The organism is Streptomyces sp. NPDC059866 (assembly GCF_042731325.1).
Lineage (GTDB): Bacteria > Actinomycetota > Actinomycetes > Streptomycetales > Streptomycetaceae > Streptomyces > Streptomyces flavusporus.
In genome coordinates this window covers 1-25,717 of record NZ_JBHWJT010000010.1, presented here as the reverse complement: position 1 = coordinate 25,717, position 25,717 = coordinate 1, and the positions used below count along the sequence as shown (strand labels likewise).

At 68.4% G+C, this 25,717-nt stretch carries 25 protein-coding genes, 2 tRNA genes and 1 pseudogene; 20 read left to right on the top strand and 8 right to left on the bottom strand.

Translation table 11 applies throughout. The annotated features are described in order from the left end of the window. Positions 1 to 33: 33 nt before the first annotated feature. The 7 genes from gnd (at position 34) to ACFV7R_RS17025 (ending at position 8,726) form a co-directional block, all read left to right on the top strand. Positions 34 to 909 carry a phosphogluconate dehydrogenase (NAD(+)-dependent, decarboxylating) gene (gene gnd, locus ACFV7R_RS17055; protein WP_385264155.1) on the top strand — a complete coding sequence of 292 codons (876 nt, stop codon included), beginning with the start codon at positions 34 to 36 and terminating at the stop codon, positions 907 to 909. 39 nt (positions 910 to 948) lie between these two features. Continuing rightward, positions 949 to 2,070 carry a DNA replication/repair protein RecF gene (recF, locus tag ACFV7R_RS17050; protein WP_129798848.1) on the top strand — a complete coding sequence of 374 codons (1,122 nt, stop codon included), beginning with the start codon at positions 949 to 951 and terminating at the stop codon, positions 2,068 to 2,070. Beyond that, the gene (locus ACFV7R_RS17045; RefSeq protein WP_129798849.1) at positions 2,067 to 2,594 is read left to right on the top strand and encodes a DUF721 domain-containing protein; all 528 of its coding nucleotides are present in this window, start codon (positions 2,067 to 2,069) and stop codon (positions 2,592 to 2,594) included. The genes recF and ACFV7R_RS17045 overlap by 4 nt, the downstream gene beginning before the upstream one ends. A 401-nt stretch (positions 2,595 to 2,995) precedes the next feature. Then, the gene (gene gyrB, locus ACFV7R_RS17040) at positions 2,996 to 5,080 is read left to right on the top strand and encodes a DNA topoisomerase (ATP-hydrolyzing) subunit B (protein ID WP_385264152.1); all 2,085 of its coding nucleotides are present in this window, start codon (positions 2,996 to 2,998) and stop codon (positions 5,078 to 5,080) included. Between the two features lie 42 nt (positions 5,081 to 5,122). Next, positions 5,123 to 7,714, top strand: a complete 2,592-nt coding sequence (gene gyrA, locus ACFV7R_RS17035; protein WP_385264151.1) for a DNA gyrase subunit A — start codon at positions 5,123 to 5,125, stop codon at positions 7,712 to 7,714. Between the two features lie 18 nt (positions 7,715 to 7,732). Further along, complete coding sequence (locus ACFV7R_RS17030) at positions 7,733 to 8,527, top strand: DUF3566 domain-containing protein (protein WP_385264150.1); 795 nt, start codon at positions 7,733 to 7,735, stop codon at positions 8,525 to 8,527. Positions 8,528 to 8,652: 125 nt separating this feature from the next. Continuing rightward, positions 8,653 to 8,726 (top strand) — tRNA-Ile (locus tag ACFV7R_RS17025). 156 nt (positions 8,727 to 8,882) lie between these two features. On the opposite strand, the pseudogene ACFV7R_RS17020 reads toward ACFV7R_RS17025, so the two are convergent. Continuing rightward, positions 8,883 to 10,133, bottom strand: a pseudogene (locus ACFV7R_RS17020) (MFS transporter); the annotation flags it as partial. Positions 10,134 to 10,136: 3 nt separating this feature from the next. Between ACFV7R_RS17020 and ACFV7R_RS17015 the strand changes: the two are divergent. Next, positions 10,137 to 10,844, top strand: a complete 708-nt coding sequence (locus ACFV7R_RS17015; protein ID WP_385264422.1) for a TetR/AcrR family transcriptional regulator — start codon at positions 10,137 to 10,139, stop codon at positions 10,842 to 10,844. Positions 10,845 to 10,974: 130 nt separating this feature from the next. Here the strand turns inward: ACFV7R_RS17015 and ACFV7R_RS17010 are convergent, their stop codons facing one another. Continuing rightward, complete coding sequence (locus tag ACFV7R_RS17010; RefSeq protein WP_385264149.1) at positions 10,975 to 11,358, bottom strand: DUF6344 domain-containing protein; 384 nt, start codon at positions 11,356 to 11,358, stop codon at positions 10,975 to 10,977. 300 nt (positions 11,359 to 11,658) lie between these two features. On the opposite strand from ACFV7R_RS17010, the gene ACFV7R_RS17005 reads away from it, so the two are divergent. Further along, positions 11,659 to 11,787: a DLW-39 family protein gene (locus ACFV7R_RS17005; RefSeq protein WP_003999697.1), complete on the top strand. Its 129-nt coding sequence runs from the start codon at positions 11,659 to 11,661 to the stop codon at positions 11,785 to 11,787. A gap of 195 nt (positions 11,788 to 11,982) precedes the next feature. After that, the gene (locus tag ACFV7R_RS17000) at positions 11,983 to 13,302 is read left to right on the top strand and encodes a hypothetical protein (RefSeq protein ID WP_385264147.1); all 1,320 of its coding nucleotides are present in this window, start codon (positions 11,983 to 11,985) and stop codon (positions 13,300 to 13,302) included. Here ACFV7R_RS17000 and ACFV7R_RS16995 read toward each other — a convergent pair whose 3' ends face one another. Further along, positions 13,303 to 14,949, bottom strand: a complete 1,647-nt coding sequence (locus ACFV7R_RS16995) for a protein kinase (protein ID WP_385264145.1) — start codon at positions 14,947 to 14,949, stop codon at positions 13,303 to 13,305. A 161-nt stretch (positions 14,950 to 15,110) separates the two neighbouring features. Continuing rightward, positions 15,111 to 15,659, bottom strand: a complete 549-nt coding sequence (locus tag ACFV7R_RS16990; protein WP_129802951.1) for a DNA-binding protein — start codon at positions 15,657 to 15,659, stop codon at positions 15,111 to 15,113. Between the two features lie 183 nt (positions 15,660 to 15,842). On the opposite strand from ACFV7R_RS16990, the gene ACFV7R_RS16985 reads away from it, so the two are divergent. Further along, positions 15,843 to 15,915 (top strand) — tRNA-Ala (locus ACFV7R_RS16985). A gap of 652 nt (positions 15,916 to 16,567) precedes the next feature. Here the strand turns inward: ACFV7R_RS16985 and ACFV7R_RS16980 are convergent. Next, complete coding sequence (locus ACFV7R_RS16980) at positions 16,568 to 17,269, bottom strand: DUF5324 family protein (RefSeq protein WP_385264143.1); 702 nt, start codon at positions 17,267 to 17,269, stop codon at positions 16,568 to 16,570. A gap of 315 nt (positions 17,270 to 17,584) precedes the next feature. Here ACFV7R_RS16980 and ACFV7R_RS16975 point away from each other — a divergent pair, with 315 nt between their 5' ends. Next, positions 17,585 to 18,118 (top strand): peptidylprolyl isomerase, encoded by a 534-nt coding sequence (locus tag ACFV7R_RS16975; protein ID WP_385264142.1) that lies wholly within the window; start codon positions 17,585 to 17,587, stop codon positions 18,116 to 18,118. A 135-nt stretch (positions 18,119 to 18,253) separates the two neighbouring features. Continuing rightward, positions 18,254 to 19,180, top strand: a complete 927-nt coding sequence (locus ACFV7R_RS16970; protein WP_385264141.1) for a rhomboid family intramembrane serine protease — start codon at positions 18,254 to 18,256, stop codon at positions 19,178 to 19,180. 303 nt (positions 19,181 to 19,483) lie between these two features. Here ACFV7R_RS16970 and crgA read toward each other — a convergent pair whose 3' ends face one another. After that, positions 19,484 to 19,738: a cell division protein CrgA gene (gene crgA / locus ACFV7R_RS16965; protein WP_129798863.1), complete on the bottom strand. Its 255-nt coding sequence runs from the start codon at positions 19,736 to 19,738 to the stop codon at positions 19,484 to 19,486. Positions 19,739 to 19,884: 146 nt separating this feature from the next. Between crgA and ACFV7R_RS16960 the strand changes: the two genes are divergently transcribed. From ACFV7R_RS16960 to ACFV7R_RS16935, 6 genes are read left to right on the top strand one after another with little or no spacing between them, the layout of a single operon-like run. Continuing rightward, positions 19,885 to 20,664 carry a DUF881 domain-containing protein gene (locus ACFV7R_RS16960; RefSeq protein WP_385264140.1) on the top strand — a complete coding sequence of 260 codons (780 nt, stop codon included), beginning with the start codon at positions 19,885 to 19,887 and terminating at the stop codon, positions 20,662 to 20,664. A 20-nt stretch (positions 20,665 to 20,684) separates the two neighbouring features. Next, positions 20,685 to 21,371 carry a class E sortase gene (locus ACFV7R_RS16955; RefSeq protein ID WP_385264139.1) on the top strand — a complete coding sequence of 229 codons (687 nt, stop codon included), beginning with the start codon at positions 20,685 to 20,687 and terminating at the stop codon, positions 21,369 to 21,371. Between the two features lie 16 nt (positions 21,372 to 21,387). Next, positions 21,388 to 21,585, top strand: coding sequence for a hypothetical protein (locus tag ACFV7R_RS16950; protein ID WP_206306887.1), 198 nt, complete (start codon positions 21,388 to 21,390; stop codon positions 21,583 to 21,585). After that, entirely contained in the window at positions 21,582 to 22,220 is a 639-nt protein-coding gene (locus ACFV7R_RS16945; RefSeq protein ID WP_385264137.1) for an aminodeoxychorismate/anthranilate synthase component II, read from the top strand. The genes ACFV7R_RS16950 and ACFV7R_RS16945 overlap by 4 nt, the downstream gene beginning before the upstream one ends. Next, positions 22,139 to 23,242, top strand: a complete 1,104-nt coding sequence (locus ACFV7R_RS16940; protein ID WP_385264420.1) for a class E sortase — start codon at positions 22,139 to 22,141, stop codon at positions 23,240 to 23,242. Before ACFV7R_RS16945 ends, ACFV7R_RS16940 begins: the two co-directional genes overlap by 82 nt. A gap of 19 nt (positions 23,243 to 23,261) precedes the next feature. Then, positions 23,262 to 24,014 (top strand): class E sortase, encoded by a 753-nt coding sequence (locus tag ACFV7R_RS16935; RefSeq protein WP_385264135.1) that lies wholly within the window; start codon positions 23,262 to 23,264, stop codon positions 24,012 to 24,014. Positions 24,015 to 24,110: 96 nt separating this feature from the next. On the opposite strand, the gene ACFV7R_RS16930 is transcribed toward ACFV7R_RS16935, so the two are convergent. Further along, complete coding sequence (locus tag ACFV7R_RS16930; RefSeq protein WP_385264133.1) at positions 24,111 to 24,821, bottom strand: restriction endonuclease; 711 nt, start codon at positions 24,819 to 24,821, stop codon at positions 24,111 to 24,113. 87 nt (positions 24,822 to 24,908) lie between these two features. Next, positions 24,909 to 25,142 (bottom strand): hypothetical protein, encoded by a 234-nt coding sequence (locus ACFV7R_RS16925; protein WP_385264131.1) that lies wholly within the window; start codon positions 25,140 to 25,142, stop codon positions 24,909 to 24,911. 196 nt (positions 25,143 to 25,338) lie between these two features. On the opposite strand from ACFV7R_RS16925, the gene ACFV7R_RS16920 reads away from it, so the two are divergent. Beyond that, on the top strand, positions 25,339 to 25,644 hold the full coding sequence (locus ACFV7R_RS16920; protein ID WP_385264419.1) for a winged helix-turn-helix domain-containing protein: 306 nt from the start codon (positions 25,339 to 25,341) through the stop codon (positions 25,642 to 25,644). Positions 25,645 to 25,717 lie beyond the last annotated feature (73 nt).

The window sequence follows — 25,717 nt, the reverse complement described above, 5'->3', positions numbered from 1 at the left end:
TCACACGCCACAGCAACCTAAGGAACACAACTGATGGAGCTCGGTCTCGTCGGCCTCGGCAAGATGGGCGGCAACATGCGCGAGCGGATCCGCCGCGCGGGCCACACCGTCGTCGGATACGACCGCAACCCGGACCTCGCGGATGTCCACAGCCTCGAAGAGCTTGTGGGCAAGCTGCAGGGCCCGCGGGTCGTGTGGGTGATGGTCCCGGCCGGTGCACCCACCCAGTCGACCATCGACGAACTCGCCGAGCTGCTGGAGCCTGGTGACGTCGTCGTGGACGGCGGGAACTCGCGCTGGACGGACGACGAGAAGCACGCCGAGGAGCTGGCCGCCAAGGGCATAGGCTTCGTCGACTGCGGCGTCTCCGGCGGCGTCTGGGGCCTGGAGAACGGCTACGCGCTGATGTACGGCGGCGACGCGGAGAACGTCGCCAAGGTGCAGCCGATCTTCGACGCGCTCAAGCCCAAGGGCGACTCCGGCTCTGTGCACGCCGGCAAGGTCGGCGCGGGCCACTTCGCGAAGATGGTCCACAACGGCATCGAGTACGCGATGATGCAGGCCTACGCCGAGGGCTGGGAGCTGCTGGAGAAGGTCGACTCCGTGACCGACGTCCGGGAGGTCTTCCGGTCCTGGCAGGAGGGCACTGTCATCCGCTCCTGGCTGCTCGACCTTGCGGTCAACGCCCTCGACGAGGACGAACACCTGGAGCAGCTCAAGGGTTATGCACAGGACTCCGGCGAGGGCCGCTGGACTGTGGAGGCCGCGATCGACAACGCCGTGCCGCTGCCCGCGATCACGGCTTCCCTCTTCGCGCGGTTCGCGTCGCGCCAGGAGGACTCTCCGCAGATGAAGATGATCGCGGCGCTGCGGAACCAGTTCGGCGGCCACGCGGTCGAGAAGAAGTAGCGAGTAACACAGGACACCGGGGGAGGTCGGCGCACCACCATGCACGTCACGCATCTGTCGCTGGCCGACTTCCGCTCGTATGCCCGGGTCGAGGTCCCGCTCGACCCGGGCGTCACCGCCTTCGTCGGGCCCAATGGGCAGGGCAAGACGAATCTCGTCGAGGCCGTCGGCTACCTCGCCACTCTCGGCAGCCACCGGGTCGCCTCCGACGCCCCCCTCGTCCGCATGGGTGCCGACCGCGCGATCATCCGCGCGCAGGTCCGCCAGGGCGACCGGCAGCAGCTGGTGGAGCTGGAGCTGAACCCCGGCAAGGCCAACCGCGCCCGCATCAACAGGTCCTCGCAGGTCAGGCCCCGTGATGTGCTGGGCATCGTGCGCACCGTGATGTTCGCGCCCGAGGACCTCGCCCTGGTGAAGGGCGACCCGGGGGAGCGGCGCCGCTTCCTCGACGAGCTGATCACCGCCCGTTCGCCGCGTATGGCCGGCGTGCGCTCCGACTACGAGCGTGTCCTCAGGCAGCGGAACACGCTGCTGAAGTCGGCCGCGCTGGCCCGCCGGCACGGGGGCCGCTCGATGGACCTGTCCACCCTCGACGTATGGGATCAGCATCTCGCGCGCGCCGGTGCCGAGCTGCTCGCCCAGCGCCTCGACCTGATCGCCGCGCTTCAGCCGCTCGCCGACAAGGCGTACGAGCAGCTGGCCCCCGGCGGCGGCCCGGTCGCCCTGGAGTACAAGGCGTCGTCTCCAGGCGACGCGCACACCCGCGAGGCCCTTTTCGAGCAGCTGATTGCCGCGCTGGCCGAGGCCCGGAAGCAGGAGATCGAGCGGGGCGTCACCCTCGTAGGGCCCCATCGGGACGATGTGATTCTCAAACTCGGTGAGCTGCCTGCCAAGGGATACGCCTCCCATGGGGAGTCCTGGTCCTACGCGCTGGCGCTGCGCCTCGCGTCGTACGACCTGCTGCGCGCCGAGGGCAACGAGCCTGTGCTGATCCTCGACGACGTCTTCGCGGAGCTGGACACCCGTCGGCGCGAGCGCCTGGCCGAGCTGGTCGCGCCCGGCGAGCAGGTGCTGGTGACGGCAGCGGTCGACGACGACGTACCGCATGTGCTGGCGGGGGCGCGGTACACGGTGTCGGACGGGACGGTGGAGCGCGTATGAGCACCGATGAACCGGCACCCAAGGGGACCCCTTCCGGCGTCGACCTCGCGCGGGTCGCGCTGCGGGCGGCGAAGGAGCAGGCACGCGCGCGTGGGGATGCGGCGCAGCAGAAGAAGCAGGCGCGGCGTGGCGGCCTGCGCTCCGGGGCGCGCGCCGACGGCCGCGACCCGATGGCGCTCGGCGCGGCGATCAACCGGCTGATCAGCGAGCGGGGCTGGGAGGCCCCGGCCGCGGTGGGCGGTGTGATGGGCCGCTGGCCGCAGATCGTCGGCGAGGACGTGGCCAAGCACTGCGTTCCGGAGAAGTACGACGAGGACGAGCGGGTGCTGGTCGTGCGCTGCGACTCCACGGCCTGGGCGACGAACCTGCGGCTGCTCGCGCCCACGCTGGTCGCCCGCCTCAACGAGGACCTCGGTCACGGCGCGGTGAAGCAGATCAAGGTGTACGGGCCCGGCGGCCCCGCCCGCCGCTACGGCCCCTTGCGTGCGCCCGGCAGCACGGGCTCCGGCGACACCTACGGGTGATCCGGCCGACCGGTTCTGTCGGGAGTGACCGACATCACGTCGGTGTTGTCGAACGGGCGTCGGTGTGACCGCGGGACGCCTACTGCCGCATGACCGGACACAGTTGCGAATATCGGTCTGCCCCCGGAGTAGCAAAGGGTTGACATCCGGAAGCGCTGAGTGCCTCTGTGAGCCTCTTGGAGCCCCCATCCGCATATCGGGACCCGGCCGAGGATGGTTCAGGGCGCCACATGAGGACTCAGGTGCCCGCAAACCCCCATCACTGTCGGCGCTACCGGTAGACTGAAGGACAATCCCGCCCCAGTCGTGGGGACGTCCGGGAAAAGCTGAGCAACGCTGATCAAGGCTTACCAACGCAACATGCCGCAGCCGCTCCGGCAACCCGCCGACGAGCCCGGCTCGTGCTGTGCCAGAAAGGGCGCTTCGTGGCCGATTCCGGCAACCCCAACGAGAACATCCCGTCCACCGACGCCGACGTGAACGCCGCGGCCATCGCCTTGAACGGCGAGGTCACAGCTTCGTACGACGCCAGCGCCATCACCGTCCTCGAGGGTCTGGACGCGGTTCGCAAGCGACCCGGTATGTACATCGGCTCGACCGGTGAGCGCGGACTGCACCACCTTGTGCAGGAGGTCGTCGACAACTCCGTCGACGAGGCGCTGGCCGGGCACGCGGACACCATCGACGTCACGATCCTCGCCGACGGCGGGGTCAGGGTCGTCGACAACGGCCGTGGCATCCCGGTGGGCATCGTCCCCTCGGAGAACAAGCCGGCCGTCGAGGTCGTGCTGACCGTGCTGCACGCGGGCGGCAAGTTCGGCGGCGGCGGCTACGCGGTCTCCGGCGGGCTGCACGGTGTCGGCGTCTCGGTCGTGAACGCCCTGTCCACCAAGGTCTCCGTCGAGATCAAGACCGACGGCCACCGCTGGACGCAGGACTACAAGATGGGCGTCCCGACCGCCCCGCTCGCCCAGCACGAGGCCACGGAGGAGACCGGCACGTCGGTGACCTTCTGGGCCGACCCGGACATCTTCGAGACCACCGACTACTCCTTCGAGACGCTCTCGCGGCGCTTCCAGGAGATGGCGTTCCTCAACAAGGGTTTGACGATCAAACTCACTGATGAGCGCGAGTCGGCCAAGGCCACGGCCGGTGCGGACGAGGCGGGCGCGGACGAGAAGGCCGAGCCCAAGACGGTCGCCTACCACTACGAGGGCGGCATCGTCGACTTCGTGACGTACCTCAACTCCCGCAAGGGAGATGTGGTGCACCCGTCTGTCATCGACCTCGAGGCGGAGGACAAGGAGAAGAACCTGTCCGTCGAGGTCGCGATGCAGTGGAACAACGGCTACACCGAGGGCGTGTACTCGTTCGCCAACATCATCCACACTCACGAGGGCGGTACCCACGAAGAGGGCTTCCGCGCCGCGCTGACCTCGCTCATCAACAAGTACGCGCGCGACAAGAAGCTGCTGCGGGAGAAGGACGACAACCTCACGGGTGACGACATCCGCGAAGGTCTGACGGCGATCATCTCGGTCAAGCTGAGCGAGCCCCAGTTCGAGGGCCAGACCAAGACCAAGCTGGGCAACACGGAGGCGAAGACCTTCGTCCAGAAGGTGGTCTACGAGCACCTCAACGACTGGCTGGACCGCAACCCGAACGAGGGCGCGGACATCGTCCGCAAGGGCATCCAGGCGGCCACCGCGCGCGTGGCGGCCCGCAAGGCCCGTGACCTGACCCGCCGCAAGGGGCTGCTGGAGAGCGCGTCGCTGCCGGGCAAGCTGTCCGACTGCCAGTCGAACGACCCCACCAAGTGCGAGATCTTCATCGTCGAGGGTGACTCCGCCGGCGGCTCGGCCAAGTCCGGCCGCAACCCCGAGTACCAGGCGATCCTCCCGATCCGAGGCAAGATCCTCAACGTCGAGAAGGCGCGGATCGACAAGATCCTGCAGAACCAGGAGATCCAGGCGTTGATCTCCGCCTTCGGCACCGGGGTCCACGAGGACTTCGACATCGAGAAGCTCCGTTACCACAAGATCATCCTCATGGCGGACGCCGACGTCGACGGCCAGCACATCAACACCCTGCTGCTGACCTTCCTGTTCCGCTTCATGCGGCCGCTGGTCGAGGCGGGCCATGTGTTCCTGTCCCGTCCCCCGCTCTACAAGATCAAGTGGGGCCGGGAGGACATCGAGTACGCGTACTCCGACCGCGAGCGCGACGCGCTGCTGGAGATGGGCCGCCAGCGTGGCAAGCGGATCAGGGAGGACTCGATCCAGCGCTTCAAGGGTCTCGGCGAGATGAACGCCGAGGAGCTGCGCATCACCACGATGGACCAGGAGCACCGCGTCCTCGGCCAGGTCACCCTGGACGACGCCGCCCAGGCCGACGAGCTGTTCTCGGTCCTGATGGGCGAGGACGTCGAGGCGCGCCGCCAGTTCATCCAGCGCAACGCCAAGGACGTCCGCTTCCTCGACATCTGAGTCGGTCTCAGCTGACCGCACCAGGAAGGATCTTCACCAGCTATGGCCGACGAGAACACCCCCGTCACGCCTGAAGAAGAGGGCCCGGCCCTCCGTGTCGAGCCCGTCGGGCTCGAGACGGAGATGCAGCGCTCCTACCTCGACTACGCGATGTCCGTCATCGTCTCCCGCGCGCTGCCGGACGTCCGGGACGGCCTCAAGCCCGTCCACCGCCGCGTCCTGTACGCGATGTACGACGGCGGCTACCGCCCCGAGCGCGGCTTCTACAAGTGCGCGCGTGTCGTGGGCGACGTCATGGGCAACTACCACCCGCACGGCGACAGCTCCATCTACGACGCGCTGGTCCGCCTGGCCCAGCCGTGGGCGATGCGCATGCCGCTCGTCGACTCCAACGGCAACTTCGGCTCCCCGGGCAACGACCCGGCGGCGGCCATGCGCTACACCGAGTGCAAGATGGCGCCGCTGTCGATGGAGATGGTCCGCGACATCGACGAGGAGACCGTCGACTTCACGGACAACTACGACGGCCGCTCCCAGGAGCCGACCGTCCTGCCCGCCCGCTTCCCGAACCTGCTGATCAACGGCTCCGCCGGTATCGCGGTCGGCATGGCCACCAACATCCCGCCGCACAACCTGCGCGAGGTCGCGGCCGGCGCCCAGTGGTACCTGGAGCACCCGGAGGCCAGCCACGAGGAGCTGCTGGACGCGCTCATCGAGCGCATCAAGGGCCCCGATTTCCCGACCGGTGCCCTTGTGGTGGGCCGTAAGGGCATCGAGGAGGCCTACCGCACCGGCCGCGGCTCGATCACCATGCGCGCGGTCGTCGAGGTCGAGGAGATCCAGGGCCGCCAGTGCCTGGTGGTCACGGAGCTGCCGTATCAGGTCAACCCCGACAACCTCGCGCAGAAGATCGCCGACCTGGTGAAGGACGGCAAGATCGGCGGCATCGCGGACGTCCGTGACGAGACGAGCTCCCGCACGGGCCAGCGCCTTGTCATCGTCCTGAAGCGGGACGCGGTCGCCAAGGTCGTACTGAACAACCTCTACAAGCACACCGACCTGCAGACGAACTTCGGCGCCAACATGCTGGCGCTGGTCGACGGTGTGCCGCGCACGCTGTCCCTGGACGCGTTCATCCGCCACTGGGTGACGCACCAGATCGAGGTCATCGTCCGCCGTACGCGCTTCAGGCTGCGCAAGGCCGAGGAGCGGGCGCACATCCTGCGCGGTCTGCTGAAGGCGCTGGACGCCATCGACGAGGTCATTGCGCTGATCCGGGCCAGTGACACGGTCGAGATCGCGCGTACCGGCCTGATGGAGCTCCTGGAGATCGACGAGATCCAGGCCAACGCCATCCTCGAGATGCAGCTGCGCCGACTGGCCGCCCTGGAGCGCCAGAAGATCGTCCAGGAGCACGACGAGCTCCAGGCGAAGATCAACGAGTACAACGAGATCCTCGCCTCGCCGATCCGCCAGCGCGGCATCGTCAGCGAGGAACTCGCCGCGATCGTCGAGAAGTACGGCGACGACCGCAAGACCCAGCTGATCCCCTACGACGGTGACATGTCCATCGAGGACCTCATCGCCGAGGAGGACATCGTCGTCACGGTCACGCGCGGCGGTTACGTCAAGCGGACCAAGACGGACGACTACCGGGCGCAGAAGCGCGGCGGCAAGGGCGTACGCGGTACGAAGCTGAAGGAAGACGACATCGTCGACCACTTCTTCGTCTCGACGACCCACCACTGGCTGCTGTTCTTCACCAACAAGGGCCGGGTGTACCGGGCCAAGGCCTACGAGCTGCCGGACGCCGGCCGGGACGCGCGCGGCCAGCATGTCGCCAACCTGCTGGCTTTCCAGCCGGACGAGGCGATCGCCGAGATCCTCGCGATCCGTGACTACGAGGCGGCGCCGTATCTGGTCCTGGCCACGAAGGCCGGTCTGGTCAAGAAGACGCCGCTGAAGGATTACGATTCGCCTCGCTCCGGCGGCGTGATCGCGATCAATCTCCGTGAAAGGGAGGACGGTTCCGACGACGAACTGATCGGAGCCGAACTCGTGTCGCCCGACGACGATCTGCTGCTGATCAGCAAGAAGGCGCAGTCGATCAGGTTCACCGCGACGGACGAGTCGCTGCGCCCCATGGGCCGCGCGACCTCGGGCGTCAAGGGCATGAGTTTCCGTGCGGGAGACGAACTGCTCTCGATGAATGTTGTTCGACCCGGTACGTTCGTGTTCACTGCCACCGACGGCGGGTACGCGAAGCGGACCGCTGTCGACGAGTACCGCGTCCAGGGTCGCGGCGGCCTCGGCATCAAGGCCGCCAAGATCGTCGAGGACCGTGGATCGCTCGTCGGCGCGCTGGTGGTCGAGGAGACCGACGAGATCCTCGCCATCACGCTGTCCGGCGGTGTGATTCGCACGCGAGTCAACGAGGTCAGGGAGACGGGCCGTGACACCATGGGCGTCCAACTGATCAATCTGGGCAAGCGCGATGCCGTGGTCGGTATCGCACGTAACGCCGAGGCGGGACGTGAGGCGGAGGAGGTTGACGGCGTCATTGCCGTCGACGAGACCGTCGAAGGTGCCGCGACCACCGGCACGGACGAGGGTGAGGCGCCCTCGGCCGAGTAGCACGAGGAGTGAGTCAGCGTGAGCGGAGCCACGGGCGCCGGATCTGCCGGTATCCCTGCCGGTACCTCGACCGGTACGGAAACGGACAGCGGCGGTCGTGGCTCCGCCGCGCCTGTGACGGACTCCCACACGACCAACCTGCAGGCGATCAAACCCCACGCGACCGACTCGCACTCGCCTGACACTCATGGATCCCAGGGGGGAACTGTGACGGACACCCGAGGCCCGCAGACCCAGCAGTACGCGGCTGGAGCGGGCCCGGCCGCTCCGGGCGCCCAGCCGTCGGCCCAGTCGGCCGAGGCGCAACAGGCGGCGTCCCCGCTCCCCGGGGAGCGCCAGCCTCAGCAACCCACCGGGCCCTACCACCCGCCGCAGGCGTACCAGACGTCCGCTCCCGCCGGCGCGGTACGACGCCCGCGCACCGGCGCACGCACCACACCCCGGGTCCGCAAAGCGCGGCTGCGGGTGGCCAAGGCCGACCCCTGGTCCGTGATGAAGGTCAGCTTCCTGCTCTCCATCGCGCTGGGCATCTGCACGATCGTCGCGTCCGCCGTGCTGTGGATGGTCATGGACGCGATGGGCGTGTTCTCGACCGTCGGCGGCACGATCTCCGAGGCGACCGGCTCGAACGAGTCCAACGGCTTCGACCTGCAGGCGTTCCTGTCGCTGCCCAACGTCCTGCTGTTCGCCACGATCATCGCGGTCATCGACGTCGTCCTGGCGACGGCCCTCGCGACACTCGGCGCGTTCATCTACAACCTCTCCGCGGGTTTCGTCGGCGGCGTGGAGCTGACACTGGCAGAGGACGAGTGAGGCCGGACGAGCCGGTTCGCTGACGGGCCGCTTCAAACCTCCACCGATTATCGATTTTGGGACTGCCCCGGTCGTGCGCTAATCTTCAGGAGTCAGCGCGCGGGACACACACCGCACAGCGCGGCGGGGCTATAGCTCAGTTGGTTAGAGCGCATCCCTGATAAGGATGAGGCCACAGGTTCAAATCCTGTTAGCCCCACAGATGCAGAACGAAGGCAGAGGGCGTCTCCCCAGGTGGGAGGCGCCCTCTCCGTGTTGTGGCCGGTCGTCACAGGGCCGTCCGTGATGCGCCCGCGCTCGGCGACGCGAAGAGCGGGCGCCTGAAGGGGAAGCGCCCGCTCTTGGCCGACGAGGGTCAGGCGACCAGCTGGGGTTCCTGCGGGGCGGTGGCCTCCGTCGGCTGCTGCGGCTTGCGGTCGCGCATCACCAGCGTGGCCAGGACGGCGGCGGCCAGGACGCCGATCGCGCTGAGTGTGAAGGTGGTGGTCATCGAGGCGGTGAAGGCCTCGCGGGCGGTGCCGATCAGGGCGCTGTCGGTGGTGGCCAGGGCGCCGGTGATGGACTGCCTGGCCTGCTCGGGGGCGTCGGCCGGCATCTCGGCGGCATAGCCGCTGGTGAGGAGGGAGCCGAGGATGGCGATGCCGAGGGCGGTGCCGGCCTGCTGGATGGTGTCGTTGAGGGCCGAGCCGACGCCCGCCTTGTCGGCCGGGACGGTGCCCATCAGCGCGGCGACCGCGGCGGGCATCGCAAGACCGGCGCCGAGGCCCAGCAGGGCGAGGGCCACCGCCGGGACCGTGAAGCCGGAGTCGGCCGAGACCGTGGTGAGGAGGCCGAACGAGGCAGCCATCACGAGCATGCCGGACAGGATCACGTAGCGGTTGCCGATCTTCTCGGCGAGCTTGACGCCGGAGCCGTTGCCGAGCAGGGCCGCGACCGCCATCGGCAGGAAGGCCACGCCCGCCTTGACCGGCGAGTAGCCGAGCACGAACTGCAGGTACTGGGTCAGGACGAACAGCAGACCGCCGTTGCCGATCTGGACCAACGCCAGGGAGAGCGAACCGCCGCTGAAGTTGCGGTGCTTGAAGAGGACCAGCGGGACCATCGGAGCGGGGGTGACGTTCTCCCAGACCACGAAGCCGAGCAGGGCAACGACCGCGACGGCCAGGGTGACCGCCGAGCGGCCCTCGAAGGCGCCGTGCTGCGGAATCTCGATGATCCACCAGACCAGTGCGGTCATACCGACGGCGGACAGCACCGCGCCCAGCGGGTCGGGCTTCTGCCACGGCGCCCTGGACTCCGGCATGAGGGTGAGACCGGCGACGACGGCGAGAGCGACGACCGGGACGTTGATGAGGAAGATCGAGTGCCAGGAGAAGTGGTCGATCAGTACGCCGCCGAGCACCGGGCTGCCGACCAGGCCCAGCATCGACACCGAACCCCACGCCGCCATCGCCTTGCCGCGCTCCTCCTCGTCGAAAACCGTGATGAGGATCGCCAGGGTGGAGGGCATGATCAGCGCTCCGCCGACGCCCATCGCGATCCGTATGGCGATCATCTCCCCGGGGCTGGAGCAGAAGGTCGCCCCCAGTGAGGCCGCTCCGAAGACCCGATCCCGTCCGTCTGGGCCCGGCAGCAGCGCGAGCCCGACCAGCCCGCCCTCAGCCGGGACGCGATCGTCCGCGCGGCTGTTGCCGTGCTCGACGCCGAAGGCATCGACGCGCTGAGCATGCGCAAGCTCGGCGCCCGCCTGAACGCCGGCGCGACCTCCCTCTACCGGCACGTCGCGACCAAGGACGAGCTGATGGAGCTGGCCGTGGACGAGGTCGCCGCCGAGATCCACGTACCGCCCGCCGACAGCCCCGACTGGCGCGCAGCCGTCACCGAGGCCGCGCACTCCTTCCGTACGACCGCCCTGCGCCACCCCTGGCTGTCCTCGGTCCTGGGCCAGGCAGGCCTCGCCTACCTCGGCCCCAACCTGATGTCGTTCTCCGAGCGTCTCGCCGCCCTGTTCACGGCCGCGCGCTTCCCGGAACCGCACCGGGCGATCGACACCGTGCTGTCGTACGTCATCGGCATGAGCACCACCGAGGCTGCCTGGCTCATCACCGTCGCCCGCTCCGGCACCACCGAGGCCGACCTCATCGCCCGCCTGATGCCCGCCGCGCAGCAGGCCGCCGCCGGCCACGACCACTTGGCGGCCGCGCAGGACGACGCCGTCGCCGCCACCACCGATCCCGTCGCCCTGCGCGACGCCAAGTTCTCGTACGGCCTGGAGGTCGTCCTCGACGGGCTGGCGCTAAGGCTGCCGGGTGCCTGACCGGTGGATCCGCCCGAGGCGGGCGCGGAACGCGTGAAGGCCCGGCCACTGAGCCAGTGGCCGGGCCTCGTCATGAGGGCGGTGTACGCAGGTTCGCCGTGACGACAGGGTTGACGGAATCCGGAGGAACTCAGGTGAAGGGGACCGATGAGAGAGGGAGCGTGACGGGATCGTCCGGGGCCGCCGTTCGGGAGCCGCAGTCGCCGGCCTCCGGATCAGCGCCGGTCTGGTCCGGGTCCGTCTCGGTGAGCGGGCGGTGGCGGCAGGTCGGGGCCTTGCCGTGTGCCTCGGCCTGGATGCGCTGTTTCATCGTGGGGGGCAGGGCCGTGGCGTGGGGCCGGGCCCAGCGGGACATCGTCGGCGCCGTGTTGGGTCGTGCGGTGCTGTTGCGCGAAGCCTCGGTCTGCGGTACCGCCGCGCCGGCGGTCGTCGTGGCGAGTCCGAGCGCCGTGCACAGCGCGAGGAAGGCGGTGATGATGACGTTCCACAGCTTCATGACCTTGTTCCGGGCCATGGCCCCTCACTTTCGGGTTGGGCGATTTGCGTACTTTGCTCATCATGTGTATGAGGCTCGGGAAGTGGTGGACCGACGCCCGTGACGCAGCGATCTTCAGATCAACACCACCCGGATGGTCGTAAGGGGCCCGAAAAATGCGGGGCTGTGAGCACCGTCAGATCGCAGCGGCACCGTCCGCGCGGAGTGGGCTGTACCGCCGGGGAGTTGGGGCCCGGCGCAGGTCACCGATCGATATAGGGCGGTGTGTATAGTCGGGCGCCAGAGGTCCCCTACGTCAAGGAAAGACGAGGTCGCGCGGTGAAGAAGCTTCTCCTGGTCGCACTGGCCGCCATCGGCGGGCTCCTCGTGTACCGCCAGATCCAGGCGGATCGCGCCGAGCAGGATCTGTGGACGGAGGCGACTGACTCCGTGCCCACGGGTTCGTGAGTACCGACATCCGATACTGAACAGACCCCGGCCGCCTTTGCGGTCGGGGTTTTGCGTGTCCGCGGACAGTCTCCGGTACGGGCGCTCTCGGTACGGACGCTCGTACGGATTGCGCCGTGAGCCGTGGCCTTGCGGGGCAGGATGGGCCAGGGTACGGACGGTTCGATGATTCGGCACTTCCAGAGGTGGCGCGTGATGGGGCGACGTACGGCAGGGTCCGAGGCGCACCGGGGCCGTTTTCCGTCGGCACGCGCGCGTGCCGCCCTCCTCGCGGCGACGGTGGTGACGGCGGCCGCCCTGCCCGGTCCCACGGCGATGGCTGACGGTACGGCGAGCGGCACCGCCTACGCCTTCGCCGAGGACGCCCGGTCCGTACCGGGCGCCACGGCCACCACGGACGCCGTACGCCTCCAGCCCGGCAGGACCTACAAGAGCACCCTGCCGAGCAGCGGAAAGGCCTACTACCGCCTCGCCCTCGACGCCACCTCGAACACGTACGTCTCCGCCACCGCCGTACCCGCCCCGGACGCCACCGTCTCCGCCGTGGAGGGGATCAAGGTGACGGTGCAGGAGACGGACGGCAGCTCCTGCTCCTTCGACACGACGACCTTCGGCGCCGGCCGCAGCCCGCACCCGATCGCCGCCTGGGGCGCGCGCGAGTCCGGCACCAGCCGGTGCCAGGCCGAGGGCATGTACTACGTGGTCGTCGAGCACGTCGGTGCGAAGGACTCCGCGCCGGCTGCCTGGGACCTGGAGCTGGCCGTGACCGAGGAGCCGGGCCTTGCGCAGCCCGGTGCCACCAGGGCGCCGCAGGACTGGGACTCCGCCACGCCCGCGCCGCCCACCGACGAGCCCGAACAGCGGCCGGGCGGCGCCGGCTTCGCCACGGCGACCTCGCTGGACCAGGGCGTCTGGACCGACGACATCGAACCCGGACAGACCCTCTTCTACGAGGTTCCGGTCGACTGGGGCCGGCAGCTGTACGCCACCGCCGAACTCGGCACCGCCGGTTCCGGTTCCGGCTACGTGGTCGGAGCGCTCGACGTGTCCCTCTACAACCCCGCACGCGGGCCGGTCGAGGACGCAGGCGTCGGCTACGACGGGAAACAGCGGTCGGCCGCACTCGATCCGCTTCCGCCGGTCGCACACGCCAACCGCCACTCCTTCACGGACCGGGTGGCCGGGATGCGGTTCGCCGGTTCGTATTACCTCGTGGTGCATCTCTCCGCGAAGGTGGCCGAGGACTTCGGCGACGGTCCGTTCGAGCTGACGTTGCGCGTACGGATGGCGGGGACGGCGCAGGAAGCGCCCGCCTATGCCGGGCAGTCCGTGCCGGACGACCTCTTCGAGGTCACGCGCCAGGATCGCGGAGCTGCCGGCTCCGGCGGCGCGGCGGGGGACGACGCCGCGATGACGGCACTCGCGGCGGGCGGGATCGGCGCCGGCACGGTGATTCTGGTGGGGCTCGGGGTCTGGACGGCGGTGGCACGGCGGAGGGCCGGCCTCGCCGGGTAGTCAGACCTGGGTCAACGCCCAGAAACCCACGGCGTAGCAGGCCAGGGCCAGCAGGACCAGCGGGACCGCCACCTTCGCGGGCGGGCCCGGGCGACGTCGGCCGGGGTGGCGGTGGCGGGGGTAGCGGCGGCTGGAGTGAGGGGCGCTCGGCTGGGGGCCGCTCGGGCTGCCGGTGAGCGGCTGGTGGGCTGGCTGGTCGGCAGGGTGCCGCGAAACCGGTGGTGCGGAGGGTGGAACCTGCGCGTCCTGAGCGGTGTACGAAGCAGTAGAGGCGTCAGCGCGCCGGGGCATCGCCGGGGGCGGCGCCGGAGCGGGGTACAGCGGTGCTTGCGGCTGGGGGGAGGACAGCACGTGCGTGGTCTCGTGAGGGGAGGTGAGGAACGGTTGCTGTGCTTGTGGATGCCGATGGTGCTGTGGCTGCGGTGGGCCCTGCTGTGCCGGTACGGATGCCTCTGCGGACCGGGCCTCGGGGGCGGCCGCCCGAGGGGAACTGACGGTGGGCTGCGGAGGCGGCAGATGGAAGCTGCCGGTGTCCGACATGCCGGCCGGCTGCGAAGGAGCGGAGGGCTGCGCCGGAGTGACGACGCCAGGGTGAGCGGTGGGCTGCTGACGGGGATCCGCGACCACGCCCTCCCCGCGCGCCCCAGAACGTACGGAGCCCGTGCCGGACCGCGAGGACAGCGAGTCGGCTGCGTCCCCGGCCCCCGGAGGGACTGCCCCGACTCCGGACCCCGCACCCGCCGCCGTGCGCGTCCCGGCCGCCGAAGCGAGCGGCCCCACGGGCCCGAACCCCGAGGGAAGCGGCCCGAGTTGGTCGAAGATCTCGATCTGCTCGTCGTCGGGGCCGGGGTCGGGCAGGAGCTCGGCCGCCGAAGCGAGCGCCTTGCGCGCACCCGTGGCGGTGCGGAAGCGGGCCTGCGGATCCGGCTGCAGCAGTGTCGCCACGACCTGCCACAACGGCTCCGGGACACCCACGGGCGCACTGGGAGTCCCGTGCGCTGCGAAGTACTCCACGAGCGCCTTGGCGTCCGGCTTGGCGCCCTCCAGCAGATACAGCGCGACCAGCCCCACGGCGAACAGATCCGCCGGGAAGTCCGGCTCGGCGCCCATCATCTGCTCCGGCGCCAGATACCCCGGCGTACCCACCACGAGGTTGGTCTCGGTCAGCCGGGGCTCGCCCAGCCGCATCGCGATGCCGAAGTCGGACAGGCGCAGCTTGGGCCTGCCCGTACCGGTGGCTTCCAGCAGCACGTTGGCGGGCTTGATGTCCCGGTGCACCACGTTCTCGGCGTGCACCGCGGCCAGCCCCGACAACAGCTGGTCGAGGAGGGTGCAGACGAAGGACGGCGGTAGAGGGCCATAGTCCCCGACGAGATGGACCAGCGAACCGCCGGCGACCAGATCCATGGTGAACAGGACCTTGTCGTCGTCGGCGGCCCAGCTGGCCGGCGCGAGAACATGAGGGTGATCGATCCTCAGCGCCTGTTCGCGTACGAAGCGCAACAGCGAGTGCGCGTCGCTCTGCTGCAGGACCTTGGCGGCCACATAGCGGCGTCGGCGATGGTCCCAGGCACGCCAGACGGCGCCGACTCCTCCACGCCCGATCGGATCGACCAGTTCGTACCGTCCGGCGAAGACCTCACCCATCGCTGTGCGCCGCTCCTCCCCCTACGATCCCAGGGCTTCCCCCCTTGCCTGCCCCTCGACGAGTGATACGACCCCTCTCGCGACCTTTCCTCGCGCCGCTCTCGCCGCCGCCGCGCACAGGGCCCGACTGCCGCACCCCACGCGGCGAACGGGCCGTGCGGTCAGCTCTGGTGGGCCTGGTAGTGCGCGACGGCGTCGGAGGTGCGGCCCGCGCCGTACACCCGGAGGAACTCTGCCAGCTCCGGATGGGTCGGGGCGAGGGTGTCCGCGGCCTCGATGATGTCTCCCGCAGCCGCCACCGAACGCAGCAGCGACTGGATCTCGCGGACCACCCGCTTGACCGTGGGCGCTCCCGAGCTGCTCGTCGTCTGTGTGCTGTTGCTGAGCACCGAGCCCCCCTGCGACTTCTTGATCTCCTCCATCCGATCGGTGGCCTCCGCCGCGCTCACACTGCCGTCCGCCACCTGTGCGGCCAGGTCCTGCAGCAACTGCACCCGCTGGACCACGGCAGGGTTTCCGATCTTCGCCCGCTGACCGCTCATCAGCTGGGACAGCATCGGCGCGGACAGTCCCAGCACCCCCGCGAGACGAGCCTGGTTGAGTCCAAGATCGTCTATGAGCTTACGGAAGAGCGCCCCCAGCGGCTCCCCGTACCAGTTCCGCTGCAGTTCCCGCGCTCTTGCGGTGGCTTCCTGCTGTGCGGCGTCCATTGCGTCTCCCCATCGCTTTCCCCAAAACCGCGGTTCGCTGTAGCGAACCACGCCGAGCATCTTACGGAGAGTGGTCGTTCACGGGGACCCCCAATCTTTTTGCGAGATACCGGGGGTCACCCGCTACTCTGGTCTGCGGCGCCCGCCGGTACGCGGTTCTTCCGGCCGGACGTCTCCCTTCCGGGGGCCTTAGCTCAGTTGGTAGAGCGCTGTCTTTGCATGGCAGATGTCAGGGGTTCGACTCCCCTAGGCTCCACCGGTAAATGCCCTCCGAACCGCGGAAACGCGGTTCGGAGGGCATTTTCGTGTCTCAGTGCACGCGGAACACGCGTATGCGTACGGGGAGCGGCAGCCGCTCCCCGAAGCACACCCACCGGACCGGTCAGGCTTCCGCGCGTCCCGCTTCAACCCAGGCGGACGCACCCCGGCCCTCGACATCGTGGACTCTGCCAGTCTGTGGGACGTCGGCCTGCCTGACCCGGCCCACGCGCTGCGCCGCCGGATCACGGATCCGGCGCGGCGGACCCACCTGAGCCACTCACACCGGAGGACCGGTGCTTCGGTGGATGTCCCAGCTCAACTGTTGACAGCCGGTGCACCTGCGACAGCTCATTGCAGGCGCAACTGGACTCGCCCTCGTGCGCAGAGATGAACGGTGCCCCCACACTCCTGACGCACGGTGCCGTTCTTGGCATTCAGCACCGCAGCTCACGCACGTGACAGGTGAGGTACGGCTGTGCCACGCAATCGTCAACCAGGTGCAATAGCAAGCAAGTTACGGCCGTACGACGCAGAGCGCGCGCCGCTCGCCGGTTTCACGTGAAACACCGTTCCACCCGGGGGCACCCGCGTGAATCATCACTGCGGGGCGAGAGACCCACAAGTCTCCCGCCTCACAGTCAGACGGCTCAGCCGCGGTCCTCGCGGTCCGCAGCCTCCTCCTCGGCCTCCTTGGCCTGCACCTCGGGATCGAGCACGGACTGTCCGCTGCCGTCCACCGACGTGAGCTGGCCCGACTCGGAAACCTCGGTCGCGGCGGGCGGCTCGACCAGCCAGTCAGGGTTGGCCTGCTTGTCCCACCACTTCCAGGCGGCGAAAGCGCCGCCCGCGAGAACGCCGAGAACCGCCAGCACCTTCACGGCCCGGCCGGCCTTGGCCCGCCGTTCATGCCTGCGGACCAGCCTGTGAATCTCCTCGGCCGAGACCTGGCCACGCAGCGCAGCCAGCGCGGCGGCACCACGCGACGCCGCCTCGTCCTTGACGGGCCCGGCCGCGGCCACCGCCTGCTCGATCTTCGGCCGGGAGTAGCCGGCAGCCTGCCGGGCAGCCATACGGGTACGGAAAGCGGCCTCATGGGCGGCGTGGTCCACCCTCGGCGGCACATGCGAACGGGCCTGTTCCAGGCGCGGCGCGAGATGCGACTCGTACTGGACGCGGGCCTGCCCGGCGGCCTGCGACACCCTGGGCGCAAGCCGTACGCGTGCCTCGTGTGCATAGTGCGCGGCCCGGTCCTTCGCCGTGTCGGCGTACGGCGCCACCACTTCCGCGGCGTGCAGCACGCTGTCCTTCGCCGAGCCGGTCGCGGCGCGCACGCTGTCGATGCGGGTCACGGGTTCCTCCTCCTCGGTGGCGTACGTATTTCGACTTTCCACCCTTTTAGGGATCATGCCTGCCCAAGCATGACGTGGCATGTGAGGACGGGCATCCGGGTCATGGTCGCCGCGCAATAGCGGATGAATACGGCAACAGGAGCTTGTCGTCGACAATGCCACGGATCGCCGCTCCGCGCTCCCGCCACGGAACGACTCATCGGAAAATCTGCAAGCCCCCCGCCCGGATTTCCGCCCTAAACAGCACGTCGGGCGACGTACGGCGCAGGCCGTGCGAGGATCGTGGGGTCACAGGAAGACAACGGAAGGCAGATCGTGGCTGAGCAGCTTTACGCCACCCTGAAGACCAACCACGGCGACATCCAGGTTCGGCTCTTCTCGAACCATGCGCCGATCACGGTCAAGAACTTCGTCGAGCTCGCCAAGGGCGAGCGTGAGTGGACCCACCCGGCCACCGGCCAGAAGTCCACGGACAAGCTGTACGACGGCACGGTCTTCCACCGGGTCATCAGCGGCTTCATGATCCAGGGCGGCGACCCGCTGGGCAACGGCACGGGCGGCCCCGGTTACCAGTTCGCGGACGAGTTCCACCCGGACCTGCAGTTCGACAAGCCCTACCTGCTGGCGATGGCCAACGCCGGCCCGGGAACCAACGGCTCGCAGTTCTTCATCACCGTCTCCCCGACGGCCTGGCTGAACCGCAAGCACACCATCTTCGGCGAAGTCACGGACGCGGCCAGCCAGAAGGTCATCGACTCGATCGCGAGCACCCAGACCAACCCGCGCACCGACCGCCCCCTCAACGACGTCGTCATCGAGTCGGTCGTCGTGGAGACCCGCGAAGGCTGAGCCGGAAGGCCCGCGAGGACCAAGTCGGAGGACCCGCAAAAGCCGAGTCCGAGACCTCCCGTAGGGAACCAAACGCCCCGCTCGTCCGTAAAGAGAGCGGGGCGTTTCTGTCGGACTCGACGATGAGGGGACCTCATGGACCAGGCGCCAGGCAGCCCGAACGGCCCGCACAACCACGGCCCGGACAACCAGGGCCCGCAGGACGCCGCCGGCACGCCCGTCTGCTACCGCCACCCCGGCCGCGAGACCGGCGTACACTGCACCCGCTGCGAACGCCCGATCTGCCCCGACTGCATGGTCAGCGCCTCCGTCGGCTTCCAGTGCCCCGCCTGCGTCCGCGACGCCTCCGGCACCGGACACGCACCGGGCGCCTCCCGCCCCCGCACCATCGCAGGCGGCACCGTCGTCGCCGACCCCAGACTCCTCACCAAGATCCTCATCGGAATCAACCTCGCCGTATTCATCGCCGGCCGGGCCGAACCATCCCTCCTCAACCACATCGTCCTCATCGGCGAATGGCCACCAGCGCCCTGGGGACCGACAGAGGGCGTCGCAGAGGGCGAGTGGTACCGCCTGTTCACCTCGATGTTCACCCACGAAGCCATCTGGCACATCGGCTTCAACATGCTCAGCCTCTGGTGGCTCGGCGGCCCCCTCGAAGCCGCCCTCGGCCGCACCCGCTACCTCACGCTCTACCTCGTCTCAGGCCTCGCAGGCAGCGCCCTGACCTATCTGCTGGAAGCCCCGACGACAGCCTCGCTGGGCGCCTCGGGAGCGATCTTCGGCCTCTTCGGCGCGACAGCCGTGCTCATGCGCCGGCTCAACTACGACATGCGCCCGGTCATCGCCCTGCTCGCGATCAACCTGATCTTCACGTTCAGCCCGGGCTTCGACATCGCCTGGCAGGCCCACATCGGAGGACTCGCCGCAGGCCTGGTCATCGGCTACGCCATGGTCCACGCCCCGCGCGAACGCCGGGCACTGGTCCAGTACGGCACCTGCGCGCTGGTCCTGGCGGTCGTCGTGGGGATGACGCTGCTGCGGACCGCTCAGCTCAGCTGAGCCGGGTGGTTATCCACTGAGCTGTTCAAGTTGTCCACAGTGCGTGGTGGATCTTGTGCACGCTGTGTGGGAACAGGTGTGCCCCCTGTCGGTGAGCGGCGTTTCCGCAGGTCAGACAGGGGGCGAACAAGGTTTCCGGGGATAGTGTGGCTGTCGTATCGGTGTCAACGTCCGATGCGTTATCCACAGATCGTCGGTCTTTTCCCCAGGTCGGCTGTGGAAATTCTCACTGCTGTGGATAACTCAGCGGATAGCCGTGGGCAGAGCTGCGTTCACCGCCCGCTCGCCTGGTCTTCGACCGGCCTACTTCCACTGGGTGGAGACACCGAATCCGGCCGCGATGAAGCCGAAGCCCACCACGATGTTCCAGTTGCCCAGCGAGTCGATCGGCAGCGAACCGTCGGTCACATAGAAGACGACGATCCAGGCCAGCCCGATGAGGAACATGGCGAGCATGACCGGGGCGACCCAGGCGCGGCTGTTCAGCTTGATGCTGGTCGCCTGCTTCGACGGCGGCGGCGTGTAGTCGGCCTTCTTGCGGATACGTGACTTCGGCACGAGGGTCTCTCCTGTCGATGCGCTGCGTGGCCGCGCAGGGAACTGGGTCGGGCTCGGGGCAACGTTCGGGGTGCAAGGAGCTCAGAGCGCTCCCCGGGCGTCCGTTAGCGTAGTGCTTCCGTGGCGCCGAAGGAGATAAGGGTACGTTGAGCAATTCTGCCGACTCCCCCGGGACGGGATCCAGCCCTGCCCGCCGGTGGGCTTTCCGGCCCGTGCGGCTGCTCACGGTGGGCGTCTTCGCTCTCGCGGGGCTCATTTTCTTCACCAGTTTCCATACGGCCAAAGGCACCAATATCCGTACGGATGCGTCTTTGTTGAAGCTCTCCGACCTGATTGAGGAGCGCAGCCGGAACAACGGCGAACTGGACGAGTCCAACGCGGCCCTGCGTGAGGACGTCGAGTCCCTCGCCGAGCGCGATGACGGCAGCACCAAGGCGGAGGACGACAAGCTCGCCGCCTTGGAGAAGAACGCGGGTACTCAGAAGCTCACCGGTGAGGCGCTGACGGTGACGCTCGATGACGCTCCGCCGAACGCCACCGCCAAGCTCCCCGGCTATCCGGAGCCGCAGCCCGACTACCTGGTCATCCACCAGCAGGACCTGCAGGCTGTGGTGAACGCTCTGTGGGAGGGCGGCGCCGAGGGGATCAAGGTCATGGATCAGCGGCTGATCTCCACCAGCGCGGTGCGCTGTGTGGGCAACACCCTGATCCTCCAGGGCCGGGTCTACTCACCGCCGTACAAGATCACGGCGGTCGGCGATCCGGAGAAGCTGCAGCAGGCGCTTTCGGCGTCGCCGGCGATCCAGAACTACATGGTGTACGTCAATGTCTACGGCCTGGGCTGGAAAGTGGAGGAGAACGGGGCGGTGACTCTGCCCGGCTATTCGGGCACAGTGGACCTGCACTACGCGAAGCCCGTGGAGTAAGCGCCGCTCAGGAGCCGCCGGTGCGCGTGATCGTCAGGATCGTCAGCGAACTGTGCATCACCGTCGGCACTGTGATCGTGCTCTTTGTCGTCTATGTGCTGTTCTGGACCGGCGTGAAGGCTGACAACGTCATGGATGACGAGGTCGACCGGCTTCAGGAGCAGTGGTCGCGGGGGGCCGTGCAGCCGGGCGCAGCCCCCGGTGCCTCTGCGAGCCCCCCGAAGCCGGCGGCGTACGAGAACGGGAAACCGTTCGCGATCATGTACATTCCGCGTCTTGGTTTCACGTGGAACAAGCCCGTGCTCGAGGGCACCGCCACCGACACTCTGAAGAAGGGGCTCGGCCACTACGCCGGCACCGCGCAGCTGGGTCAGAAGGGGAACTTTTCGGTGGCGGGTCACCGGCGCACGTACGGTGATCCCTTCAAGGATTTCCCCCGGCTGCGTCGTGGCGACGCGGTGGTGCTGACGGATGGGACGACCTGGTTCACGTACCGGATCGGCAAGGGGCCGTACAAAACCGTGCCGACGGACGTTGAGGTGATCGACCCCGTGCCACGTAAATCCGGGTACATGCGTGCGGGCCGCTATCTCACGCTGACCACCTGCGAACCGGAGTGGGGACACAGCCACCGGCTGATCGTCTGGGCGCATCTCGATTCCACTCAGCCTGTGGAGGCCGGGAAACCAGCGGCCCTGCGCCGTTAGTCTGGTGCAGTACGGCGTGAGTCTGGTGCCGTGGTGCGACGGAAGGGACGGCATGTACGGCTGGATCTGGCGGCATCTGCCGGGGAACGCGTGGGTCAGGGCGCTGATCTCACTGGCACTGATCCTGGCCGTGGTCTACGTCCTGTTCCAGTACGTCTTTCCGTGGGCCGAACCGCTGCTTCCCTTCAACGATGTGACGGTGGACAACCAGTGAGCGCGCGCATTCTCGTCGTCGACAACTACGACAGCTTCGTCTTCAACCTGGTGCAGTACCTGTACCAGCTGGGTGCCGAGTGCGAGGTCCGGCGCAACGACGAGGTGTCGACGGCGCACGCGGATGACGGTTTCGACGGTGTGCTGCTGTCGCCCGGTCCCGGCGCTCCCGAACAGGCCGGTGTCTGTATCGACATGGTCCGGCACTGTGCGGACGCCGGGGTGCCCGTCTTCGGTGTCTGCCTCGGTATGCAGTCGATGCAGGTGGCGTACGGCGGTGTCGTGGATCGTGCGCCGGAGTTGCTGCACGGCAAGACGTCGCTGGTCGAGCATGAGGGCAAGGGTGTCTTCGCGGGCCTGCCCTCGCCGTTCACGGCGACTCGCTACCACTCTCTCGCCGCCGAGCCGGTCACCGTGCCGGCCGAGTTGGAGGTCACCGCGCGGACGCACGACGGCATCATCATGGGCCTGAGACACCGTGAACTCCCGGTCGAGGGTGTGCAGTTCCATCCCGAGTCGGTGCTGACCGAGCACGGTCACCGGATGCTGGCCAACTGGCTGGTGGAGTGCGGCGACCACGGAGCGGTGGCGAGGTCGGCGGGGCTCGCCCCGGTGGTGGGCAGGGCCTCGGCGTGACCGCGGCGCCCGGTACGGACTGGTACGGCACGGAGGGGTATCCCCCGTCCCAGGAGCCGTATCAGGCGCCGTACGAACCCCCCGTCGACGAGGAGACCGTCGCCCTGCGGATACCCGAGCCGCCGGGCGAGGTGGGCCCCGTCGGTGAGTCCATATCGGCTTCTCCCGCCCCGTCGGCCTCTTCCGCCGCCGGACCCGCCACCGGTGGTCGCGCGGCCCGCAGAAAGGCCGCCAAGCGGCGTCACGGACGGCACGGAGGCTCCCGTAGGCCCGTCGACACCGACGCCGCGACGGCTCCGCAGCGTCCCTTGTCCCGGGTGGAGGCGCGGAGGCAGGCGCGGGCGAGCAGACCGAGCCCGGCGGTGGTCGCCAGCCGGGTGATCGGTGAGGTGTTCATCACCACCGGCGTGCTGATGCTGCTGTTCGTCACCTATCAGTTGTGGTGGACGAACGTCCGGGCGCACGCGCAGGCCGGCAACGAGGCGAGCCAGCTGCAGGACGACTGGGCGAGCGGCAAGCGCAACCCGGGCACCTTCGAGCCGGGCCAGGGCTTTGCGCTGCTGCACATTCCCAAGCTGGACGTGGTCGTGCCGATCGCCGAGGGCACCAGCAACAAGGGGGTGCTGGACCGGGGCATGGTCGGCCACTACGCGGAGGGCGCGTTGAAGACGGCGATGCCGGATGCGAAGACCGGTAACTTCGGGCTGGCCGGCCACCGCAACACGCACGGCGAGCCGTTCCGGTACATCAACCGTCTCGACCCGGGCGATCCGATCGTTGTGGAGACGCAGGACACGTACTTCGTCTACTCGATGGCGTCGATCCTTCCGGTGACCTCGCCGAGCAACGTCAGTGTCCTGGATCCGGTCCCCAAGGACTCGGGTTTCAAGGAGCCCGGCCGGTACATCACCCTGACGACCTGTACACCGGAGTTCACGAGCAAGTACCGGATGATCGTCTGGGGCAAGATGGTCGAGGAACGGCCGCGCAGCAAGGGCAAGCCGGATGCGCTCGTCAGTTAAGGGCAGGGGCAGAGGAACAGTGGCAGCGACCACCGATCGCGAAGAGCACACCGACACCGGCCCCGCTGCGCCCGGGCCGCGGCGCCGCGGCCCGGGCCGGATCGCCATGGCGGTCAGCGTCTTCGGTGAGCTCCTCATCACCGCAGGTCTCGTTCTCGGCCTGTTCGTCGTCTACTCGCTGTGGTGGACGAACGTCCTCGCGGACCGTAAAGCGGACAAGGAGGGCGACAAGGTCCGTGACAACTGGGCCAGCTCCGCGCCCTCCGGGCCCGGCGCGCTGGACACCAAGGACGGCATCGGCTTCCTGCACGTACCCGCGATGAACAAGGACGAGATCCTGATCAAGAAGGGCACGTCCACGGAGCTTCTCAACGACGGCGTCGCCGGCTACTACACCGACCCCGTCAAGGCGGCCCTCCCCACCAGCGGCAAGAACGGCAACTTCTCCCTCGCCGCCCACCGCGACGGCCACGGCGCGAAGTTCCACGGCATCGACAAGCTGAAGAAGGGCGACCCGATCGTCTTCGAGACGAAGGACAAGTGGTACGTCTACAAGGTCTACGCCGTCCTTCCCGAGACCTCGAAGTACAACGTCAAGGTCCTCGACGCGATCCCCAAGGAGTCCGGGAAGACGAAGGCGGGCCGGTACATCACGCTGACGACGTGCACGCCGGTGTTCACGAGCCGGTACCGGTATGTGGTGTGGGGGGAGCTGGAGCGGGTGGAGAAGGTGGACGGGGAGCGGACGGTGCCGGAGGAGCTGCGCGGCTGACAGAGGTTCTTCGAGGACCACTGTCCCCTAGCATGGCGGAGGCCCGAAGCCGCAACTTCCTCTTGCGGCTTCGGGCCTTTTGGCGTCACACCATGCCTACTCCAGGATCTTCAGCGGTTCCCCGGCGCTCCACTCCTCCAGCACGCCGCGGTGTACGGCGGTGATGCCGGCCTCGGCGGCGATGCTCAGGGCCTCAGGTGTGAAGGGGCATGTCGCCACATAGAGCGCCACGTCCGCGCCGTACAGAACCTTCGCCGACCCGATGAACTTCTGGACGTCTGGGCTGGTGATGGAGAGGTAGGGCGCGAACCTCTTGCACTGGGCGACGAGGCGTCGCCCGTCGGCCGTGAGCGCGATGATGTCGACGCCCCGGTCGCCGTGACCGCCTTGTACGACGACGTTGGTGCAGCCGTCGCGCTGCAGCAGTTTGGCGATGTGGCGCTCGAACGTGCGGCCGTTCATGGCGTCCATGGCGGCCATGACTCCGACGGCGGGGCGGTCGTCTCGTACCCCTTCGAGCCGCTTCAGCCGGGCGTGGTGCTGGTGGAGCCGTCGCTCGATGCGCTGGACGCCTGCGCGGAGCGCGATCAGCTCCCTGCGGTGCTCGCCTGACGTTTCGATCAGGGCGTTGAACATCGGCACGACCGTCTTGCCGAGGATGTGGGTGATGCGCTGGTCGATGCGGTCGTCGAGGGAGACGCCGTCGGTGTGGACGAGGTTATCCACAGGTTGTGTACGCGCCAGGTACTCCATGTCGAGGAGGTAGACACGCACCTGACGTGCGACTTCGCTGTCGCGGAGCAGCATGGCGATGTTGAGGATGGCGCGACGCGGATACAGAGCGAGGGACCGGGAGCGCGACTGAATCCCACTGACCTCCTTGAAGGAGGTCAGTTATGTACCTGTCAATACGCGGTACCCGCTGGCCGTCAGTTCGTCTCGGTGATCGATTACCAGGGACTCGATGGCCTTGCGGCCCACCTCGAAGTACGCCGCCACCATCGCCGTCGTCACATGCATCCCGTCCGGAAGCAGCGACAGTGCCTTCACCCTGTCGAGCACATCCGTGCGCTCCAGCACGCTGCTGCGCAGGCTCTTCGATTCCAGCAGTGCCGATTCGTTGATCACGTTCTGCCCTTCTGTTCGTGGTGTGGCCTGTTGGCCAGGGCAGAGCTCAGGCACCCACCCCATCCGATCAACGAGTTGTCACATATGAAGACACGATCGATAGAGGCACTGCTGTGCTGCGTAGGCCCTCGCCTCCATGGGGCCGCCGAAACGTCCCAAGCTGTCGGACGGCCAGTTCGCCGAGTGAGAGAGGGAGCTGGCCCTTGGACCCGCTGAGCACGGCTGGGAGGACCAGCGGTGGACCCTGGCCCGGATCAGAGCGTTGATCGCCTGGAGGTTCGGTATCGACTGCCCGATGGCGGCGGTGTGGCGGCTGCTGCACCGGCACGGCTGGTCCTGGCAGTGTCCCGCCCGCCGGGCGATGGAGCGCGACGAGCACGCGGTCGAGCTGTGGAAGAAGGACGTGTGGCCGCAGGTGGAACGACTGCGGCGGCGCGGGGGGCGTTCATCGTCTTCGAGGACGAGGCCGGCTTCTCGATGGGCTCAGTCAAGATTTTCGTGATGGGGTGACCGAATGTCACTTCGGTGGCATGGTCCGCAGTGTGTGACGACTTGCTGGACATGGTGTTTCCGCA